The 18,357-nt window shown below is 72.7% G+C and carries 19 protein-coding genes; 10 read left to right on the top strand and 9 right to left on the bottom strand.

Features of this window, described 5'->3' with window-relative positions:
• The first annotated feature begins 52 nt into the window (after positions 1–52).
• Genes GA0070609_RS17350 through GA0070609_RS17365 form a run of 4 tightly spaced genes read left to right on the top strand, consistent with a single transcriptional unit; the run spans position 53 to position 4,081 of the window.
• Positions 53–919 (top strand): hypothetical protein, encoded by an 867-nt coding sequence (locus GA0070609_RS17350; RefSeq protein WP_172899355.1) that lies wholly within the window; start codon positions 53–55, stop codon positions 917–919.
• A gap of 44 nt (positions 920–963) precedes the next feature.
• Entirely contained in the window at positions 964–2,583 is a 1,620-nt protein-coding gene (locus tag GA0070609_RS17355; RefSeq protein ID WP_088994738.1) for an acyl-CoA ligase (AMP-forming), exosortase A system-associated, read from the top strand.
• Entirely contained in the window at positions 2,580–3,803 is a 1,224-nt protein-coding gene (locus GA0070609_RS17360) for a pyridoxal-dependent decarboxylase, exosortase A system-associated (RefSeq protein ID WP_088994739.1), read from the top strand. The genes GA0070609_RS17355 and GA0070609_RS17360 overlap by 4 nt, the downstream gene beginning before the upstream one ends.
• Positions 3,804–3,817: 14 nt before the next feature.
• Positions 3,818–4,081 (top strand): acyl carrier protein, encoded by a 264-nt coding sequence (locus tag GA0070609_RS17365; RefSeq protein ID WP_088994740.1) that lies wholly within the window; start codon positions 3,818–3,820, stop codon positions 4,079–4,081.
• A gap of 15 nt (positions 4,082–4,096) precedes the next feature.
• Here GA0070609_RS17365 and GA0070609_RS17370 read toward each other — a convergent pair whose 3' ends face one another.
• Positions 4,097–5,104, bottom strand: coding sequence for a hypothetical protein (locus GA0070609_RS17370; RefSeq protein ID WP_088994741.1), 1,008 nt, complete (start codon positions 5,102–5,104; stop codon positions 4,097–4,099).
• Between the two features lie 690 nt (positions 5,105–5,794).
• Here GA0070609_RS17370 and GA0070609_RS17375 point away from each other — a divergent pair.
• Positions 5,795–6,334, top strand: a complete 540-nt coding sequence (locus GA0070609_RS17375) for a class I SAM-dependent methyltransferase (protein ID WP_231928888.1) — start codon at positions 5,795–5,797, stop codon at positions 6,332–6,334.
• A 120-nt stretch (positions 6,335–6,454) separates the two neighbouring features.
• Here the strand turns inward: GA0070609_RS17375 and GA0070609_RS17380 are convergent, their stop codons facing one another.
• The gene (locus GA0070609_RS17380) at positions 6,455–7,120 is read right to left on the bottom strand and encodes a polysaccharide deacetylase family protein (RefSeq protein WP_088994742.1); all 666 of its coding nucleotides are present in this window, start codon (positions 7,118–7,120) and stop codon (positions 6,455–6,457) included.
• A gap of 104 nt (positions 7,121–7,224) precedes the next feature.
• Positions 7,225–8,727: a sugar transferase gene (locus GA0070609_RS17385; RefSeq protein WP_088994743.1), complete on the bottom strand. Its 1,503-nt coding sequence runs from the start codon at positions 8,725–8,727 to the stop codon at positions 7,225–7,227.
• Between the two features lie 482 nt (positions 8,728–9,209).
• On the opposite strand from GA0070609_RS17385, the gene GA0070609_RS17390 reads away from it, so the two are divergent.
• Positions 9,210–10,106: a universal stress protein gene (locus GA0070609_RS17390; RefSeq protein ID WP_088994744.1), complete on the top strand. Its 897-nt coding sequence runs from the start codon at positions 9,210–9,212 to the stop codon at positions 10,104–10,106.
• 128 nt (positions 10,107–10,234) lie between these two features.
• Entirely contained in the window at positions 10,235–11,080 is an 846-nt protein-coding gene (locus tag GA0070609_RS17395) for a universal stress protein (RefSeq protein WP_088994745.1), read from the top strand.
• 68 nt (positions 11,081–11,148) lie between these two features.
• Here GA0070609_RS17395 and GA0070609_RS17400 read toward each other — a convergent pair whose 3' ends face one another.
• The gene (locus tag GA0070609_RS17400) at positions 11,149–11,769 is read right to left on the bottom strand and encodes an FMN reductase (protein WP_088994746.1); all 621 of its coding nucleotides are present in this window, start codon (positions 11,767–11,769) and stop codon (positions 11,149–11,151) included.
• The gene (locus tag GA0070609_RS17405) at positions 11,766–12,905 is read right to left on the bottom strand and encodes an LLM class flavin-dependent oxidoreductase (protein WP_088994747.1); all 1,140 of its coding nucleotides are present in this window, start codon (positions 12,903–12,905) and stop codon (positions 11,766–11,768) included. Before GA0070609_RS17405 ends, GA0070609_RS17400 begins: the two co-directional genes overlap by 4 nt.
• 202 nt (positions 12,906–13,107) lie before the next feature.
• Between GA0070609_RS17405 and GA0070609_RS17410 the strand changes: the two genes are divergently transcribed.
• The gene (locus GA0070609_RS17410) at positions 13,108–13,509 is read left to right on the top strand and encodes a DUF3224 domain-containing protein (RefSeq protein WP_197700165.1); all 402 of its coding nucleotides are present in this window, start codon (positions 13,108–13,110) and stop codon (positions 13,507–13,509) included.
• Between the two features lie 39 nt (positions 13,510–13,548).
• On the opposite strand, the gene GA0070609_RS17415 is transcribed toward GA0070609_RS17410, so the two are convergent.
• The 3 genes from GA0070609_RS17415 to GA0070609_RS17425 all read right to left on the bottom strand — a co-directional run bounded on the left by GA0070609_RS17415 (position 13,549) and on the right by GA0070609_RS17425 (position 15,596).
• On the bottom strand, positions 13,549–13,824 hold the full coding sequence (locus tag GA0070609_RS17415) for a MoaD/ThiS family protein (RefSeq protein ID WP_088994749.1): 276 nt from the start codon (positions 13,822–13,824) through the stop codon (positions 13,549–13,551).
• Between the two features lies 1 nt (position 13,825).
• Positions 13,826–14,911: a WD40/YVTN/BNR-like repeat-containing protein gene (locus GA0070609_RS17420; protein WP_088994750.1), complete on the bottom strand. Its 1,086-nt coding sequence runs from the start codon at positions 14,909–14,911 to the stop codon at positions 13,826–13,828.
• 100 nt (positions 14,912–15,011) lie between these two features.
• Positions 15,012–15,596 carry a DNA-3-methyladenine glycosylase gene (locus tag GA0070609_RS17425; protein ID WP_231928889.1) on the bottom strand — a complete coding sequence of 195 codons (585 nt, stop codon included), beginning with the start codon at positions 15,594–15,596 and terminating at the stop codon, positions 15,012–15,014.
• 221 nt (positions 15,597–15,817) lie between these two features.
• On the opposite strand from GA0070609_RS17425, the gene GA0070609_RS17430 reads away from it, so the two are divergent.
• Positions 15,818–16,237: a DNA-binding protein gene (locus GA0070609_RS17430; protein WP_088994751.1), complete on the top strand. Its 420-nt coding sequence runs from the start codon at positions 15,818–15,820 to the stop codon at positions 16,235–16,237.
• A gap of 191 nt (positions 16,238–16,428) precedes the next feature.
• Complete coding sequence (locus GA0070609_RS17435; RefSeq protein WP_088994752.1) at positions 16,429–16,782, top strand: MmcQ/YjbR family DNA-binding protein; 354 nt, start codon at positions 16,429–16,431, stop codon at positions 16,780–16,782.
• A gap of 109 nt (positions 16,783–16,891) precedes the next feature.
• Here the strand turns inward: GA0070609_RS17435 and argH are convergent, their stop codons facing one another.
• A complete protein-coding gene (gene argH, locus GA0070609_RS17440) occupies positions 16,892–18,355 on the bottom strand; it encodes an argininosuccinate lyase (RefSeq protein ID WP_088994753.1) in 1,464 nt (487 codons plus the stop codon).
• Between the last annotated feature and the right edge of the window lie 2 nt (positions 18,356–18,357).

The following is an 18,357-nucleotide window of genomic DNA, read 5'->3' on the forward strand; positions in this document are numbered from 1 at the left end:
TACGTTGCCCAGCAACGGTTTTCGCGCGTGAGATGGGGAGACAGCAGCCGCGATGGCAGTCCGGGTCGCCCCGATCATGAAATCTGATCTGCGCCGCGTGGCGGAGTTCCTCCACGCCCACTTGAACAGCCGGGTGTCCGTTGCCGCGTGGGAGCGATCAGTCGACGTGCGGTGGACCGTCGACGCCCCCAATCACGGATTCATGCTGGTCGACACCGAACGCGACGACGCCCTTGCCGGCGTTTACCTCGCCTTCTATTCCGAACGGATGCTCGACGGTCGGCTTGAACGGTTCTGCAATCTCGGCGCGTGGTGCGTCCTGCCCGATCACCGCATGCACGGCGTGCGACTGTTGAAGGCGCTCCTCGATCAGCCTGATCTGCACTTCACCGACCTGTCGCCGAGCGGCAACGTGATTCCGATCAACACCCGGCTGAAGTTCCGGTTCCTGGACACCACGACCGCGCTCATGCCCAATCTGCCCTGGCCGTCCCGGCCGGGCAGATATCGGGTCAGCACCGACCCCCGGGTCGTCGAGAGCACCCTTACCGGCCGGGAGTTGCAGCTGTACCGGGACCACGCCGACACGGCCGCCGCACGTCACCTCGTGCTGCTCAGCGGCGACGAGTGGTGTTACGTGGTCTTCCGTCGGGATCGCCGCAGAGGGCTCCCGCTGTTCGCGTCGATCCTGCACGTGAGTGATCCCGAGCTGTTCCGTCGGATGGCCCGGCCGCTGGCCCGGCACCTCCTGCTGCGCCACCGGATTCCGGTGAGCCTCCTGGAGACACGGGTGACCGGCCACCGGCCATGGCCATCGGTGCTCCTGCGCTCCCCGCGCCGGAAGATGTTCCGAAGCGCGCGGTTGCGGCCGGACCAGATCGACTACCTGTACAGCGAGCTCGTGTGCGTGGCCTGGTGAGCACCGGACGACCGGACACCGGGCCGGTGGGAGGAGCAGCAGGAATGCGCAGGCACGTACACGACCTGATAGCGGAGATGGCGCACCGGCAGGGCGACGCACCGGCGGTGACGGTCCGGGACACGACTCTGACCTACGCGCAGCTGTGGCGGGAGGTCACGGCCGTGGCCGCTGGCCTGCGCCGTCTCGGTGTGCGCCGCGGCGATCGGGTGGCCGTCCACCTCGACAAGCGGACCGAGACCGTGGCCGCGCTGTTCGGCGCGTCGGCGGCCGGGGGCGTGTTCGTGCCGGTCAATCCGCTCCTGCGGGCTCGCCAGGTGGCCTACATCGTGGCCGACTGCGACGTCCGCGTGCTGGTCACCACGAGTGAGCTGCTGCCCCTGCTCCGCGATGACCTCGACGAGTGCAAGTCGCTCGCGCACGTCGTCGTCGTCGGCGCGGCACCCGTCGTCGCCAGCGGCACCCACTACGCGGTCAGTCGCTGGGCTGACGTGATGACCGGCGACGACGGGGACCCGGCGGCCACCGGGGTCGACATCGACATGGCGGCCATCCTCTACACCTCGGGCAGCACCGGGAAACCCAAGGGCGTCGTGCTGTCGCACCGCAACCTCGTCGCGGGCGCCGAGAGTGTCAGCCACTACCTGGGCAACACGTCCGACGACGTCATCGCCGCGGTGCTACCGCTGAGCTTCGACGCGGGCTTCAGCCAGCTCACCACCGGCTTCTCGGCGGGCGCGCACGTCGTGCTGGTGAATTACCTGACGCCGAACGACGTCGTCAAGGCGTGCGCGAAGCACGGTGTGACCGGGCTGACCTGCGTGCCACCACTGTGGATCCAATTGGTCGACAAGGCGTGGCCACCGGCGGCGGCCCGGACGATCCGCTATGTCGCCAACACCGGGGGCCGGATGCCGACGACGACATTGGAGAAGCTGCGGCGGCTGTTCCCGGACGCCCGGCCCTACCTGATGTACGGACTCACCGAGGCGTTCCGGTCGACCTACCTCGACCCGGCCGAGGCCGACCGCCGGCCCGACTCGATCGGCAAGGCCATCCCCAACGCGGAGATCCTCGTGGTGCGGCCGGACGGATCCGAGTGCGACCCGGGTGAGCCCGGCGAGTTGGTGCACCGCGGTCCGCTCGTCGCGCTGGGCTACTGGAACGATCCCGAACGGACCGCCGAGCGCTTCCGGCCGGCCCCAGGCCGCCCCGCCGGGCTCTGCACCCCCGAGATCGCGGTCTGGTCGGGTGACATCGTGGTCCGCGACGAGGACGGCTTCCTGTACTTCGTCGGCCGCCAGGACGACATGATCAAGACCTCCGGGTACCGGGTGAGCCCGACGGAGGTCGAAGAGGTCGTGTACGACACGGGTCTGGTCCGGGACGCGGTGGCGGTCGGGGTGGACGACCCCCGCCTCGGCCAACGCATCGTCCTGGTCGTGAGCCCCGCCGGCAGCGCCGACCTGGACCCGGCCGGGCTGCTCGCCGACGTGCGCCGGCGCCTGCCGCTCTACATGGTGCCGAAGGAGGTCGTCGTGCGCGCGGAGATCCCCCGCTCACCGAACGGCAAGTTCGATCGCAACCTGCTGCGCCGGGAGTTGGCCCCGGCACCACCGGGTCTGCCCGCCGATCCCGCCGCGCGTTCCGGGGAGTCGTCGTGACCAGCCCGACGATCGCTGCGTTCGGTCGGACGTCGAGCCGCCTCACCGTCGGCGGCGTCCCGGTGGACCGTCTCGCGGAGCGGGTGGGCGGAACGCCGTTCTTCGCCTACGACCGGCGGTTGCTGACCGAACGGGTCGCGCTCGTCCGCTCGACGCTGCCGGCGGGGGTCGAACTCGGGTACGCCGTCAAGGCCAACCCCATGCCGGCGGTTGTCCAGCACCTGAGCGGGCTGGTCGACGCGCTCGACGTGGCCTCGGCCCTGGAGATGCGTACCGCGCTCGACACACCGCTGCCAGCCGACCGGATCAGTTTCGCCGGGCCGGGTAAGACTGCCGCCGAGCTCACCCAGGCGGTCGCGGCCGGCGTGACGATCGAGCTGGAGTCGGAGACCGAAGCGGCCCGGCTGGTCGCCGTCGGGGACCGGCTCGGCATCCGGCCTCAGGTCGCTGTCCGGGTCAATCCCGACTTCTCGATCAAGGGATCCGGCATGCGGATGGGCGGCGGCCCCCAGCAGTTCGGCGTCGACGCCGAGCGGGTGCCGGCGCTCCTCAAGGAACTCGCCCACGTCGACGTGGACGTCCTGGGCTTCCACATCTTCGCGGGATCGCAGAACCTGCGGGCCGACATCCTCTGCGCGGCACAACGCAACACGGTCGACCTCGCGCTGCGGCTGGCCGCGTACGCCCCGGCGCCCGTCCGCTACCTCAACATCGGCGGCGGCTTCGGGATCCCCTACTTCGAGCGGGACGTACCGCTGGATCTGGCTCCGATCGGCGAAAACCTGGCCGCGTTGCTCACCGACTCGGTCCGACCGAACCTGCCCGATGCCCGGGTGGTCGTCGAGCTGGGCCGCTTCCTCGTCGGCGAGTGCGGCGTGTACGTGACCCGCGTCGTGGACCGGAAGGAGTCCCGTGGCAGGGTCTTCCTCGTGGTCGACGGCGGCCTGCACCACCAGCTCGCCGCGTCCGGCAACTTCGGTCAGGTCATCCGCCGCAACTACCCGATCGCCATCGGGAACCGGATCGACGAGGAGCCCACCGAGACGGCAACCGTCGTGGGCTGCCTGTGCACCCCGCTCGACCTGCTCGGCGACAACGTGTCACTGCCGGCCGCGGAAGTCGACGACCTCGTCGTCGTCTTCCAGGCCGGCGCCTACGGGCTCACCGCGAGCCCCACCGCCTTCCTGAGCCACCCGGTGCCCGCCGAGGTCCTGGTCTGACGAGAGGAACCGCCATGGAGCTGACCAACAATTCCCTGGTCGACGACGTCAGGTCGGTCGTCGTCACCACGCTCGGTGTCGAGGACCGCGCCGAGTCCCTCGTGCCGTCGACGCCGCTGCTGGACAGCCTGCCCGAGCTGGACTCGCTGGCCGTGGTGGAGTTGATCGCCGCGCTGCAGGAGCGGTTCGGCATCGAGTTCGACGACGAGGACGTCACCGCCGAGGTTTTCGAGACGCTGGGCAGCCTCGCGGCGCTCGTCGAGAGCAAGCTGCGGTGAGCCGTCCGGGCCTGATCAACCTGTGTTGCAGGGCAGCTGTCGCACCGTTCGGATCGGCTGGTAGTCCGGCCCGACGGTGACGACGGTCGCGTCCCACGCGGTCACCAGGGAGCAGTCCACGTCGATCGGGCCGTACTCCCACGACCGGTCCACGACGCGCAGGTTACGGACGGACCCCGGCATGGCGAGCCGGAACGGGTAACCGCCGCCCTTGACCAGGACGCCGTCGACGTCCACCGACGTGTTGCCCTGGCCGGCCGGATAGAAGAACGGAGCGGTGCCGCCGCAGGATGACCTCTGCACCAGTTCCAGCGTGACGGTGCGGACCACCAGCGGCGGCCCGTCGTACCCCTGGATGCCGTCGCCGTGCCAGTCCCCGCAGACATCGGGAGAGACGACCCTGGCGAAGCTGCTCTCGATGGTGACGCGGCCGCAGTTCAAGCTCTTGCCGGCGACGCGGAAGCCCTCCGGGCGACCGTCGATCTTGACCCGGCGGGCGGTGTAACCGCCGGCCTGGATGGCGGGCAGGTCCTCGTTACGGGTCAGCCGCCCCGGGGCGCGGGTCAGGGTGACGTTCTCCACCACCAGGCCGTTGCCGCACGACGACGTGGAGTCGTTGATGATGCTGCCGCCCTGCAACTCCACCCGCTGCACCTTGACGTTCCTGGCGGCGACGATGAGATCCGCGTTGACGAGCCGGATGTCCTTCACGACGGCCCCGGCGCGGGTGATCTTCAGATCCGTGGTGCGCGTCTCCTTCGGACGCCAGCCCGCCGGGACGCCGGTGGTGGCGGGGCTCGGCCACACCACGTCCGTCCCTCCGCCCGGCTGGCCGCCGGGGCCGGCGGACGGGGTGGCGGGGGTCCGCGCGGATGTGCTGGGGCTCGCAGAACCGCTGGGCCGGGCGGAGGCGCCGGAACCGGACGGGGCAGCACCGGGCTGCTCGGCGACGACCGGCGTGTCGCCGGCCCCCGCGGCCGGTGCGGCGCCGTCGTCGCGCAGGAACAGCACCGACCCGGTCACCGCCAGCAGGAGAGCGCCTCCGGCTACCAGGAGGCGCTTTCCGCTGATTCTGATCTGCCTACGAGTCTGGGACATCGAGCGGAAACCAATCTGGTCGACGGGTACGCGGACGGGTGCCGCACGGTAGGTCCAACGAGGATTCCTGCCGGCCGGCGTGCCCGTGCCCCGGGTTCCGGGCGGCGCCGTCGGTACGCCCCAAGCTTGGATGACGACGCTCAGCGTACGGACCGGGAGCACCAGGTTCATGGCCGAAGACGCGGTTCTCGACATACGACCGATCCCGGTGGTCGGACCGACGTCCGACCGGCGACCGGACCGCGTCACCCGCTGGTCCGTACAGGGGCCCCCGACAACCGTTCGACCCGACCGACACCGACGTTCGGGGCGCCAGAAACGGTTGGTCATCGGCCCCGGTCCACGCCCTGCGGCCGGTAACCTCCCGCCATGCGCGGAAACCCCTCACCGCAGCGGCCCCCGGACCCGGCCGCGGCCACCGGCCCGTCCGACGACGCGGCGGCTTCCACCGATCGCCCACCCGGCGACCACCTGCCGGCCCGGTCCACCAATGGGCTGCGCCGGGTGTCCGCCGGGGTCCGCAACCGCCTCGTGGACGGCGAACAGTCCTGGGGCGCCCGACGGCGCCGCGCTCGGGCGGCCTGGCTGTCCGACACCTTCCCGGACCTCCCGAGCATGTCCGTCATCGACCTGGGCGGTCGCGTGGAGACCTGGACCAGAGCGCTGGTTCGCCCCGCGCACGTGCACGTGGTCAATCTGGAAGGCCCGACCTCCGACGTGCCGGACTGGGCCGAGGTGGACCACGGGGATGCGTGCCACCTCCCCGCCCACATCGCGGCCCGCCGCTACGATCTCGTCTTCTCCAACTCCGTGCTGGAGCATGTCGGCGGGCACGAACGTCGGCTCCGCTTCGCCGAGTTCGTGCACACTCTCGCCGATCGGCACTGGGTGCAGACCCCGTACCGTTACTTCCCGATCGAGCCGCACTGGCTGGCGCCAGGCATGCAGTTCCTGCCCCTGCGGGCCCGGGTCGCGCTGGCCCGTCGGTGGCCACTGCAGCACACCGTCGCCAGCCGCCGCGAGGACGCGGTGGCTGAGGTGTTGTGGACGGAGCTGCTGGACTACACCCAGATGCGGCACTTGTTTCCGGCCTCGCGCATCAGGACGGAGCGCTTGGCGGGGCTACCCAAGTCACTGATCGCCATCGCGGTCTGACGGTCCCTGCCGTCGGGGCGCTCGGTGGCCACCGTGGTGAGGCCGCCCGGCGACCGGGGGCGCGGTCGACGCCACGACCTGAGTCGACGTGCCGGCGCGATGGGTCGTGCCGACCCGGCCCTAACGCCAGCGCTTGACCAGCCCGGCCGCGCTGGCGCGGGCCCGGCCGAGCAGCCCCTGCCCGAAGACGATGTCGCGCAGGCTCTCGGGCGTGTCCTCGGCCCGGACGCTGTAGCGCGGTTGCAGCCACGCGCCGGCGCGGGCCGGCCGCCGGTCGCTGGTGAACACCCGGTCGTAGCCGGCCGCCCGCAGCCGGGACAGCACGGTCCGGTCGTACCGGCCGAGGGGGCAGGCGGCCTGGTCGACCGGCTCACCGGTGAGCTCGGCGAGCCGGTCCCGGGCGGTGTGGAACTCCTCGGTCGCCTGCCGCGGGGTGAGACCGCGCCACGGCCGGTGCCACATGCCGTGGCTGCCCACCGGCATCCCGTACCGCCGCAGTTCCTGGACGCCGTCGGCACCCACGCTGCCCGGCTCGCCCAGCCGCCCGGCGATGAGGAAGAAGGTGGCGCTCGCCTGCCGTTCGAGCAGGGCGGGCAGCCCCACCTCCAGGTCCGAGGCGTTGCCGTCGTCGAAGCTGAGTCGCACCCGCGGCCACGAGACGACCTCGTCGAGGATCGCGTGGAACCGGTCGACGGTCACCCAGTAGCGGTCCTCCCCCGGCTCCAGCTCCCGGCGCGGCGTACCGATCCCGTGGAACAGGATGTTGATCACGCGGTGGTCGGTCATGGCGCTCCTGTGCCGGGTACGACGGGGATCGAGGATCATTCAACCGGCCTCGCTGACCGGGGGCAGTCGGCCGACCGTCCGCATTCCGGCCGCCGCCTGACCGGTCAGTACGCGCCGGAGCTGCGGATGACGGCGCTCAGCGTGCGGACCAGGATCGCCAGGTCCATCGTCAACGACCAGTTTTCCACGTAGGACAGGTCCAGCCGGATGGACTCCTCCCAGGACAGGTCGGACCGGCCGGACACCTGCCACAGCCCGGTCAGGCCGGGCTTGACCACCAGCCGCCGCCGCATGTCCGGCGGGTAGTTGGCCACCTCCCGGGGCAGCGGCGGCCGCGGCCCGACCAGCGACATGTCCCCGCGGACCACGTTGACCAGCTGCGGCAGTTCGTCCAGTGACAGCCTGCGCAGCCAACGCCCGACCGGGGTCACCCGCGGGTCGTCGCGCATCTTGAACAGCTCGCCGTCGGTCTCGTTGCGGTGCAACAGGTCCGCCAGCCGATCCTCGGCGTCCAGGTACATCGTCCGGAACTTGTAGATGACGAACAGGCGGCCGTTGCGGCCCACCCGCTCCTGACGGAAGATCGCCGGTCCACCGGCGTCCGGGCTCAACCGGATCAACAGGGCGATCGCGATCAGCAGCGGCGCGGCGAGCACCAGCAACAGCAGCGCCGAGACCCGGTCGGTGACCGCCTTGACGAACCGCGGGCCACCCTTGAGCCGCGGGTGCTCGACGTGCAGCATCGGCAGTCCGTCGACCGGACGGATGGTGGTGCGGTCCCCGGTCACGTCGACCAGGCTGCTGGCCACGATGAGGGCGACCTCGTCGCGTTCCAGCTGCCAGCCCAGCCGGCGCAGGGCGGCTCCGGCCATCTCGGGGCAGGACAGCACCACGACGGTGTCCGCTCCGGACCGGGCGACGGCGGTCGCCACGTCCTCGAACGTGCCGAGCACCGGCAGCAGCGGGCCGGCCGCCCGCGGCGGCAGCGGATCGGCGACTCCGTACGGCAGGCAGGCGCCGACCACCCCCAGCCCGTGGTAGCGCTCGCGGCGCAGCCGCCTGGCCATCTCGGCGACCGCGGCCTCGTGCCCGACCAGGATCACCCGGTGCAGCCGTTCGCCCCGCGCCCACGAGCGGTGCAGGCGCTGCCGGAGGAGGTACCGCATCGCGACTCCGGCGACGGTGGTCAACGGCATCGCGACCAGCACGTAGCCGCGGGCGAGCCGGAAATCGAACGCGAGCGAAACGACGGCCAGCGTGGCAATCAGCGCGAGACCGGAGCGGAACACCCGTGCGTACTCATCATTCCCGACGAATAGATAACGTGTTTCGTACGCTCGGTTGAGGGTCAGGACGAGTATCCATGCGAATGGCAGAGTAATGGTGAGCCAGAGATGGCCGCGGTTAACCGGCTCGGCCGTTTCCTGGCCGAACCGACCGACCATGGCCGCCGCCGCCGAAAGCAGTCCCACCGCCAGGTCGACCAGACACAGAGTGGCGACGTAACGGGACTGCCAGCCACCGCGACCCGATCGGACCGGAGCCGGCGAGATCGGCGCCAGGGCGGCGGCGGAGTCGACGACCGGGGCAACCTCCACCGAGTTCACGCAGCCTCCATCGCTCGTCGACCAGCCGTCCGCCGTGCGTCCCTCGTCGGCTTGAAATGGTGCGGTACGCGCAATGAAGCGCAGCCGGAAATGGTCGGTCCGGGAAGCGCCTGTGCGATACCGGCCAACCTGAGGATGGGTGATCCGGGCGCACTTCGCCAGAACAGTTTCGCTTTTACCGGCGCAAAGTCCAGTTGCCGACAACAGAAACCGTGCGGATCGTTGCGTGGGGCACCGACCCGGCTGGCGGCAATGGTCCGTCCAGGTGTCGGAGATCACCCGTCGGGGCGCGACCGGGCCGCACTTGGATGGCCGGAAAGGATGGCGGCACGGCCGCCGGATGTCGGCGCCTGATCGCTTGGCCGACCCCGGATCGACCGGCTGCCGAACTCGCCGGGACCAACGGCCCGGTGGACGGGACCACCGGCACTGACCCGGCGCCGCGGGTACGGGCAGACTGGAGCCGAACGAAGGAGGACGGCATGACCATCGAATCCGGTGCCCCCGTCGTGGTGGGTGTGGACGGTTCCGCCGCCGCACTGGACGCGGTGCGGGTGGCCGCGCGGGAGGCGGAGTACCGGCAGCGTCCGCTGCGGATCGTGCACGCGTTCATCTGGCCGCTGATGAACACCCCGCTGGGACCGGTGCCGGGTGGACCGGCCGACGGCGGGCTGCGTAACCAGGCCGAGCGCTACGTCGACGAGGCGATGGCCGAGGCCGCCAAGGTCGCCCCGGAGGTACGGGTCACCGGCGCCGTGGTCGACGGCGCGGCCACCCCGGTGCTGCTGGACGAGTCCCGCGACGCCGCCCTGGTGGTGCTCGGGCACCGCGGGCTCGGCGGTTTCGCCGGTCTGCTGATCGGGTCGGTCACCGTGCAGGTCTCCGCCCGGGCGCAGAGCCCGGTGCTGGTGGTCCGGGGCGAGCCGCGGGCCGACGGCCCGGTGGTGGTGGGTGTGGACGGTTCCGACCTGTCCACCGAGGCGGTCGGGTTCGCGTTCGAGGAGGCGTCCCGGCGGGGTGCCCCGCTGGTCGCGGTGCACGCCTGGCTCTACCCGACGCCGGTCGGTCCGGGTGAGATCCTGCCGCTGGTCTACGACGTCGAGGCGTTCGGCGACGAGGAGGAGCGCGTGCTGGCCGAGTCGCTGGCCGGCTGGTCCGAGCGCTACCCGGACGTGCCGGTGCAGCGCCGGCTGGTGCGGGGTTCACCGGCCCGGGCGCTGGTCGAGGAGTCGAAGACCGCGCAACTGGTGGTCGTCGGGGCGTACGGCCGGGGTGCGCTGACCGGGTTGCTGCTCGGTTCGGTCAGCCACGCGGTGTTGCACCACGCGCACTCGCCGCTGGCGATCGTGCGGCGGCGACGTACCGCCGACGGGTCCTGATCCCCCGCACGTCCGCACCGGCCGGTCCCCGGCCGGCGCGGCGGCGCGCCCGGCGGTGGGTACGGGGAAACCTCGGCCGGCCGCGGGCCGCGCCCGGACAATGACCTGATCGAGGACCTGGAGGGCAGATGAACCGTCCTGTCGTGGTGGGAGTGGACGGCTCCCCGTCGAGCCTGGTCGCGGCGGAGCACGCCGCGCAGGCGGCGGTGGGCCGGGACCGGCCGCTGCACCTGGTGCACGGCTACCTGCACCCGCTCGGATACGGCGTGCCGCTCAACCCGTACGACGTGGGCATCCCGGCGCCGACCGAGGAGGCGCAGAAGATGTTGACGCAGACCGCTACCGATCTGGTCGGGCGCTGGCCGGGGCTGACCGTCGAGGCACGCCAGGTCGCCGGCGGACCGGGGGCCACACTGATCGAGGAGTCGAAGCGGGCGGAACTGGTGGTGGTGGGCAGCCGCGGCCACGGCGGTTTCGCCGGGCTGCTGCTCGGCTCGGTCGGCAGCCAGGTCGCCGCGCACGCGCACTGCCCGGTGCTGGTGGTCCGGCCCGCTGAGCAGCCGGTGCCGACCACCGGGCCGGTGCTGGTCGGGGTGGACGGATCCGAGTCGGCGGAGCTGGCCGTCGGGTACGCCGCCGACGAGGCGGCCCGCCGGCAGGCGGGCCTGGTGCTGGTGCACATCGCGCCGGACGGGGACCCCACCGCGCCGCCGGAGCTGGGTGACCTGCTGGCCACCGCCGCCGCGGCGGTACGCGGCAGCCATCCCGGAGTGGCCGTCGAGGAACGCGTGCTGCGCGCGGCCGGCCCTGGGCAGGCCCTGGTCGACGCGAGCCGGGACGCCGCCCTGGTGGTGGTCGGCTCGCGGGGCCGCGGCGGGTTCACCGGGATGCTGCTCGGGTCGGTCAGCCAGGCCGTGGTGCAGCACGCGCACTGCCCGGTGCTGGTCGCCCACCCCTACGGCCACGCCCGCTGACCCAGGCACGGGACCCCCGGGGCCACGCCGCCCCTGACGGCGTGGGCTCGGGGGTCCGTGGTCGTCGGTCAGCCGTCGGCGCGGCCGAGCAGGTCCTCGAAGCTGGTGGTGAGGGCGAACGGGTCGGCCGGGCCGGTGGAGACCGGCCGCCGGTGGATCTGCTCGGCCAGTTCGGCGGCGGCCCGGTCGATCCGGCGCCGCAGCGCCCCGTCGGCCGTGCCACCGGACCAGTCCTCCGGCGCGGCGAAGACCGCCGTCGGCACCACCACCGCGTGCAGGTACGCGAACAGCGGCCGGAGCGCGTGCTCCAGGGCGAGCGAGTGCCGGGCCGTGCCACCGGTCGCGGCGACCAGCACCGGCCGGTCGGCCAGGGCCTCGGCGTCGACCAGGTCGAAGAACGACTTGAACAGCCCGTTGTACGACGCGTTGAAGATCGGCGTGACCGCGATGATGCCGTCGGCGCCGGTGACCGTGTCCAGCGTCGCCCGCAGCGACTCCGACGGGAAGCCGGTGAGCAGGTGGTTCACCACGTCGTGGGCGTGCTCGCGCAGGTCGACCGGGTGCACGTCGACCAGCTCGCCCCGCCCGGCCAGCCCGTCGCGGGTGGCCGCGGCGAGCTGGTCGGCGAGGAGCCGGGTCGACGACGGCTGGCTGAGGCCGGCCGAGACGACGGCGAGGGTGCGGCTCATCGGGCGGCCCCGGGCGCCTTGCCGGTGACGTCGTCGACGGCGTGCACGGTGCTGTCCTTGGCGCCGCCCGCCGCGGCGACCAGCGAGGCGTGCGTGGGCGCCTCGGGCACGTGCGCCGGGCGCAGCGTGTCGAACTCCTTGCGCAGCACCGGGACCACCTCCTCGCCGAGGAGGTCGAGCTGCTCCAGCACCGTCTTCAGCGGCAGGCCGGCGTGGTCGATCAGGAACAGCTGCCGCTGGTAGTCCCCGACGTAGTCGCGGAAGCCGAGGGTCCGGTCGATGACCTGCTGCGGGCTGCCCACGGTCAGCGGGGTCTGCGCGGTGAACTCCTCCAGCGACGGGCCGTGCCCGTAGACCGGCGCGTTGTCGAAGTACGGCCGGAACTCGCGGACCGCGTCCTGGGAGTTGCGGCGCATGAACACCTGCCCGCCGAGCCCGACGATGGCCTGGTCGGCGGAGCCGTGGCCGTAGTGCTCGAAGCGCTGCCGGTAGAGCCCGACCATCCGCTGGGTGTGCTCCTTGGGCCAGAAGATGTGGTTGGCGAAGAAGCCGTCCCCGTAGTAGGCGGCCTGCTCGGCGATCTCCGGGCTGCGGATCGAGCCGTGCCAGACGAACGGCGGCACCCCGTCGAGCGGGCGCGGCGTCGCGGTGAACGACTGCAACGGGGTGCGGAACCGACCCTTCCAGTCCACCACGTCCTCGCGCCAGAGCCGGCGCAGCAGGTCGTAGTTCTCGATCGCGAGCGGGATGCCGTTGCGGATGTCCTGCCCGAACCACGGGTAGACCGGGCCCGTGTTGCCCCGACCCATCATCAGGTCCACCCGGCCGTCGGCCAGGTGCTGCAGCATCGCGTAGTCCTCGGCGATCTTCACCGGGTCGTTGGTGGTGATCAGGGTGGTGGCGGTGGAAAGCAGCAGCCGGGACGTCCGAGCCGCGATGTAGCCCATCATGGTGGTGGGCGACGAGGGCACGAACGGCGGGTTGTGGTGCTCGCCGGTGGCGAAGACGTCGAGGCCGACCTCCTCGGCCTTGAGCGCGATGGTCACCATCGCCTTGATCCGCTCATGCTCGGTCGGCTCGCGACCGTTGGTCGGGTCGACCGTGACGTCGCCGACGGTGAAGACTCCGAACTGCATGACCAGCTCCTCGCGTTGTCCGCCGGGGCCGGCGCGGCACCCGGACGCACCCCACAACATATTTGACGAGTCAACTATTCCGCTGGCGGTGGCGCCGACGGTGTCGGGCGTCACGCCGACATCCCATGCGGAGCACGACCGGCAGCAGCCACCGCCAGGTACCTGACGGAAGATGTCAGCCTTTCCGGGCACGATGACCCGCATGAGCGAACGCGCCACGGGCGGCTTCACGCTGGACAGCTGGGACGAGGAACCGTACGACGAGGGCGGCGGCGGCACGCTCGCCGAGGCCCGGATCACCAAGTCGTTCACCGGCGACCTGGTCGGCACGAGCGTCACTCGGATACTGATGTGCCGCACGCCGGTCGAGTCCTCCGCCGCGTACGTGGGGTTTGAGCGGTTCACCGGCACTCTGGCCGGGCGCCGGGGCAGCTTCGTGCTGCACCACACCGCGGGCAGCGACACCGAAACCGGGTCGCGGCTGTCCTGGACGGTGGTGCCCGACTCGGCCACCGACGAGCTGCGCGGCCTGCGCGGCGGCGGGCAGATCGTGGTCGGCCCGGACGGCGGCCACACCTACCAGCTGGACTACCGGCTCGACTGACACCCACCGGTCCGGAGCGGTGGCTGACCGCCCCGGCGGTCAGCCACCGGCGACCGAGGGCAGCACCTGCACCTCGGCCGCCTCGGGCACCGGGGCGTCCAGCCCGCCGAGGTGCCGGCAGTCCTCCCCGTCGACGTAGACGTTGACGTAGCGGCGCAGCTCGCCCCGCTCGTCGCGGATCCGCCGGGCCAACCGGGGCCAGGAGCCGGCCAGGTCGTCGAGAACGGCCCGCAGGGTGCCCGAGGCGGCCACGGTCAGCCGGCTCGCGCCCCCGGCCTCGCCGCGCAGCGGGCCGGGCACCAGCACGGTGACCACGTCACACCTCCGCGGCCCGGACGCAGAGCACGTCGGGCAGGTGCGCGGCCACCCGGGACCAGGAGTCGCCCTCGTCGCGGCTGGCGTAGACCTCGCCGGAGCGGGTGCCGAAGTAGACGCCGCCGGGGGTGGCGTCGTCGGCGCACATGGCGTCGCGCAGCACCGCCGGGTAGAACGGCCCCTCCGGCAGGCCGGTGCTCGCCGGCTGCCAGGTGGCGCCGGCGTCGGACGAGCGGAAGACCCGGCAGCGCCGGTCGACCGGGAAGCGCTCGCTGTCGGCGGCGAGCGGGAAGGTGAAGACCGAGTCGGGGCGGCCCGGCAGGCTCACGATCGGGAAGCCGAAGTCGCTGGGCAGGCCGTCGGCGATCGACGACCAGGTGCGCCCGTCGTCGTCGGAGCGGTAGACGCCGTGGTGGTTCTGCGCGTAGAGCCGGTCGGGGCTGCCGGTGTCCCGGGCGACCTTGTGCACGCACTGCCCGAACTCGGGCCACTCGTCGGGCAGGAAATAGGCCCGGATGCCCGTGTTGCCCGGCGCCCAGCTGGCACCGCCGTCGGTCGACCGGTAGACACCGCCGGTGGACATCGCTACCAGGAGCCGGTCGGCGTCGGCGGGATGCGGCAGCACGGTGTGCACCGCCTGGCCGCCGAAGCCCGCGCCCCACTGCTCCCGGTGCGGGTGCTCCCAGAGCGCGCGGACCAGCTGGTAGGTGATCCCGCCGTCGTCGGAGCGGAACAGCGCGGACGGCTCGGTGCCGGCCCAGACGACGTCGGGCTGGTCGGCGCCGGCCGGGGTGAGCTGCCAGACCCGGCCCAGGGTGGCTCCGGTGTCGGCCGGGAAGGCCACCGGTGCCTCGTCCGGCTCCAGCCAGGAGGCACCGAAGTCGTCGCTGGTGGCGACGCTGGGGCCGAAGTGCGAGCTGGTGGTGCCGGCCAGCAGCCGGGGCGTGGCCCGCCGGGTGTCGATGGCGACCGCGTAGACGCCGGTCATCGGAAAGTGCGGGCCGCTCACCTCCCAGCTGCGCCGGTCGTCCGTGCTGGTGGCGAGGAACAGCCCCTTCGCCGTCCCGATCGCGAGCAGTGTGGCCATCGCCCCTGTCCTCCGTCTCTCGGCGAGCGTGTGCGGCGTGATTATCACCACACCCACCGACAGAATTGCCAGAGCGCGCCGCGGCCGGGCTTCGCGGAGTTCAGCGGCGGGTGCGCGGCACGTGCCGGCGGTAGGCGCTCACGGTCGGGTCGCCGGCGATCCAGAACCGCCACGGCACGTCGTGCGCGCCGGTGACTCCGACCCGGGGCCCCGCGGCCACCGCGTCGGCCGACACCGGAGCGTCGCCCGGGCGCAGCCGGACCGGCCCGTCGCCGAGCAGGTGGGTGCCGTAGGCCGAGCGGTCGATACCGAGCGCCGCGCAGAGCCGGGCCGGCCCCCGGGCCAGGTCGACGTCCCGGCGTACGGCGGGGCGCCGGGCCCGGGCCACCGCCAGCCCGTCGACCACCTCGCCGGCGCGCAGCAGCACGGCGGCCGCCTCTCCCGCCGGCCCGGTGACCACGTTCACGCACCAGTGCATGCCGTAGGTGAAGTAGACGTAGGCGTGCCCGGCCGGGCCGAACATGACCGCGTTGCGCGGGGTTCGCCCGCGATGGGCGTGCGAGGCGGGATCGCCGGCGGTCCCCGCGTACGCCTCGACCTCGGTGATCCGAACGGTCACCCCGCCGGCGGTCAGTCGACAGCCGAGCAGCCCGCGGGCCGCCGGCAGCACCGGGCCGGCGAGCAGGTCGGCGAGGTCGGCGAGCCCGGCCGGCTCGGCCCGGCCGGCCGGCTCGGCGAGGTCCGCCGGCCGTCGGTCGGAGTGCGCCACCACGGGTCCGACCCTATCCGGCCGTCCCGCCGGCCGCCGGGGCCGCTGCCTGGCCCCGGCTCGCCCTGGGACGCTGTCCACCCCGGCGGTTTAAATAAGATGTTGAAAACGTATCGTTGATGTGATGGGGTCGGGGCATGACCGAGGATCTCTTCACCGCACCCGACGCCGGCCGCGCCCGCGCGGAGCGCACCTACGCCGCTCTGCACCGGATCGCCGAGCGGCACGCCGACACCGAGGCTCGCCGCCGGCGGCACACCAACCCGTACCTGCCGGACCCGTACGAGGCGATCGCGCTGGTGACCACGTTGGCGGCCGGCGGCGCCGAGCCGGAGCCCGGCGAGGAGCCGGTCGACGACGACGACCTCACCGCGGCGCTCACCCTGCTCCCGCACCTGCGCGCCGAGGTCGACGCGCTGGAGGCCGGTCTGCTGACCCTGGCCCGCGGCCGTGGCCTGACCTGGCAGGCGATCGCCTACGGCCTCGGCCTCGGCAGCGCCCAGGCGGCGAAACAACGCTTCGAACGCCTCTCCGCCCGCACCGCCCCGGCCGACTGATCGATCGTCTGTCGCACAGCAGGGGCCGGCGGTGCTTCCGGCCCTGCTGGGCAGCATCCGATCGGCGGGGGCAGCCGGGTGACCCGCCAGCTGCGGACCGGGTGGCGGCTGTCGCCGGCGGGTACGGCGGTGCGCCGGTGGTTCGGGGAGACTGGGGCAGACTGTGCCGGGGTCGATCGGCGGGAGGGGCGATGGAGCGGGCGGAGATGCTGGCGTACTGCCTGGCGAAGCCGGGTGCCTGGCTGGACCAGCCGTGGGAGGGCGACGAGGTGGTCAAGGTCGGCAGCCGGATCTTCGCGTTCCTCGGCTCGCCGGCCAACCCGCCGACGATCGGGGTGAAGTGCGGCCCGAGCCGGGAGGTGGCCGACGAGTGGCTGCACCGGCACCCCGACGACGCCCGGGTGATGCCCTACATCGGCCGGTCCGGCTGGAACACGCTGCGGCTGGACGGCCGGATCGACGACGAGGAGCTGATCGAGGCGGTCGACGCGTCGTACGACGCGGTGGTGGCCAAGCTCCCGAAGCGGGAGCGGCCGACGGCCTGACCCGGGTCGGCGCCGTGCCGGGCCACGCCGAGCCGGGCCTTGCCGCCCACGTCGGAGGAACTGCCACCCGGCGAGTCAGCACCGAGGCGGCAGTTCCCCCGACGTGGAGTCAGCGAGGGACGACGCTCTCGGCGGCCCACTCCCGCCAGCCGGCCAGCTTGTCCGCGGCGGCGGCGAGCTGGTCGGCGACCGGCCCGGGGCCGGTGGAGCCGGGCGTGGTCCGGGCCGCGAGCGCGGAGCGGACCGAGAGCACGTCGCGCACCGACGGGTCGAGGTGCTCGCTCACCGCGGCCAGGTCGGCGTCGGAGACCTCGTCGAGCGCGCAGTCCCGGGCCACGCAGAGCGCCACCAGCCTGCCGGTGATCTCGTGCGCGTCGCGGAACGGCACGCCCCGGCGCACCAGCCAGTCGGCCACCTCGGTGGCCAGCGAGAAGCCGACCGGCGCGGAGGCGACCAGCCGGTCCACCCGGACCGTCATCGTGGCGATCATGCCGGCGAGCGCCGGGAGCAGCAGTTCGAGGGTGTCGACCGCGTCGAAGGCCGGCTCCTTGTCCTCCTGCATGTCCCGGTCGTAGGTCATCGGCAGGCCCTTGAGCATGGTGAGCACGCTCATCAGCCCGCCGACCAGCCGGCCGGACTTGCCCCGGGCCAGCTCGGCGATGTCCGCGTTCTTCTTCTGCGGCATGATCGACGAGCCGGTGGCAAAGGCGTCGTCCAGCTCGACCCAGCCGAACTCCTGCGAGGTCCAGAGCACCACCTCCTCGCCGAGGCGGGACAGGTGCACCCCGATCATCGCGGTGACGAAGAGGAACTCGGCGACGAAGTCCCGGTCGGCCACGGCGTCCATCGAGTTGGCGAAGGACGTGCGGAACCCCAGCTCCTTGGCGACGGCGACCGGGTCCAGCGGCAGGCCCGAGCCGGCCAGCGCACCCGCGCCGAGCGGGCTGACCGCCGTGCGGTGGTCCCAGTCGCGCAGCCGTTGCAGATCCCGCAGCAGCGGCTGGACGTGCGCGAGCAGCCAGTGCCCGAAGGTGACCGGCTGGGCGTGCTGCAGGTGGGTCATGCCGGGGGCGGCGGTGTCGGTGTGCCGCTCGGCCTGCTCGACCAGCGCCTCGGCCAGTTCGACCAGCCGGGCGGCCACGCCCCGGGCGTGGTCACGCAGGTAGAGCCGCAGGTCGGTGGCGACCTGGTCGTTGCGGGACCGGCCGGCGCGCAGCTTGCCGCCGAGGCTGCCGAGCCGCTCCAGCAGGCCGCGCTCCAGCGCGGTGTGCACGTCCTCGTCGTCGACCGTGGGGCGGAACTCCCCGGAGGCGCAGGCCGCCTCCAGGTCGTCCAGGGCGGCCAGGATCCGGCCCAGTTCCTCCGGGTCGAGCAGGCCGGCGCCGGCCAGGACCCGGGCGTGCGCCCGGGAGCCGGCGATGTCGTACGGCGCCAGCCGCCAGTCGAACTGCACGCTCACCGACAGCCGGGCCAGGGCCTCGCTGGGGCCACCGGCGAACCGGCCGCCCCAGAGGCTGGTGCGGTTGGTGGCGGCACTGTTCTCGGTCAGGCTCTTGTCGTCCACCCCACCCATTG

The sequence above is a fragment of the Micromonospora echinaurantiaca genome (genome assembly GCF_900090235.1).
In the GTDB taxonomy this organism is placed as follows: Bacteria; Actinomycetota; Actinomycetes; order Mycobacteriales; family Micromonosporaceae; genus Micromonospora; species Micromonospora echinaurantiaca.

Excerpts from the sequence above, each read along its gene's own strand:
- GA0070609_RS17375 (WP_231928888.1), top strand. The coding sequence starts at position 5,795 with ATGTCCGTCATCGACCTGGGCGGTCGCGTGGAGACCTGGACCAGAGCG.
- GA0070609_RS17420 (WP_088994750.1), bottom strand. The coding sequence starts at position 14,911 with ATGGCCACACTGCTCGCGATCGGGACGGCGAAGGGGCTGTTCCTCGCC.
- GA0070609_RS17405 (WP_088994747.1), bottom strand. The coding sequence starts at position 12,905 with ATGCAGTTCGGAGTCTTCACCGTCGGCGACGTCACGGTCGACCCGACC.
- GA0070609_RS17390 (WP_088994744.1), top strand. The coding sequence starts at position 9,210 with ATGACCATCGAATCCGGTGCCCCCGTCGTGGTGGGTGTGGACGGTTCC.
- GA0070609_RS17400 (WP_088994746.1), bottom strand. The coding sequence starts at position 11,769 with ATGAGCCGCACCCTCGCCGTCGTCTCGGCCGGCCTCAGCCAGCCGTCG.
- GA0070609_RS17365 (WP_088994740.1), top strand. The coding sequence starts at position 3,818 with ATGGAGCTGACCAACAATTCCCTGGTCGACGACGTCAGGTCGGTCGTC.
- GA0070609_RS17395 (WP_088994745.1), top strand. The coding sequence starts at position 10,235 with ATGAACCGTCCTGTCGTGGTGGGAGTGGACGGCTCCCCGTCGAGCCTG.
- argH (WP_088994753.1), bottom strand. The coding sequence starts at position 18,355 with ATGGGTGGGGTGGACGACAAGAGCCTGACCGAGAACAGTGCCGCCACC.
- GA0070609_RS17350 (WP_172899355.1), top strand. The coding sequence starts at position 53 with ATGGCAGTCCGGGTCGCCCCGATCATGAAATCTGATCTGCGCCGCGTG.
- GA0070609_RS17380 (WP_088994742.1), bottom strand. The coding sequence starts at position 7,120 with ATGACCGACCACCGCGTGATCAACATCCTGTTCCACGGGATCGGTACG.
- GA0070609_RS17355 (WP_088994738.1), top strand. The coding sequence starts at position 964 with ATGCGCAGGCACGTACACGACCTGATAGCGGAGATGGCGCACCGGCAG.
- GA0070609_RS17410 (WP_197700165.1), top strand. The coding sequence starts at position 13,108 with ATGAGCGAACGCGCCACGGGCGGCTTCACGCTGGACAGCTGGGACGAG.
- GA0070609_RS17430 (WP_088994751.1), top strand. The coding sequence starts at position 15,818 with ATGACCGAGGATCTCTTCACCGCACCCGACGCCGGCCGCGCCCGCGCG.
- GA0070609_RS17435 (WP_088994752.1), top strand. The coding sequence starts at position 16,429 with ATGGAGCGGGCGGAGATGCTGGCGTACTGCCTGGCGAAGCCGGGTGCC.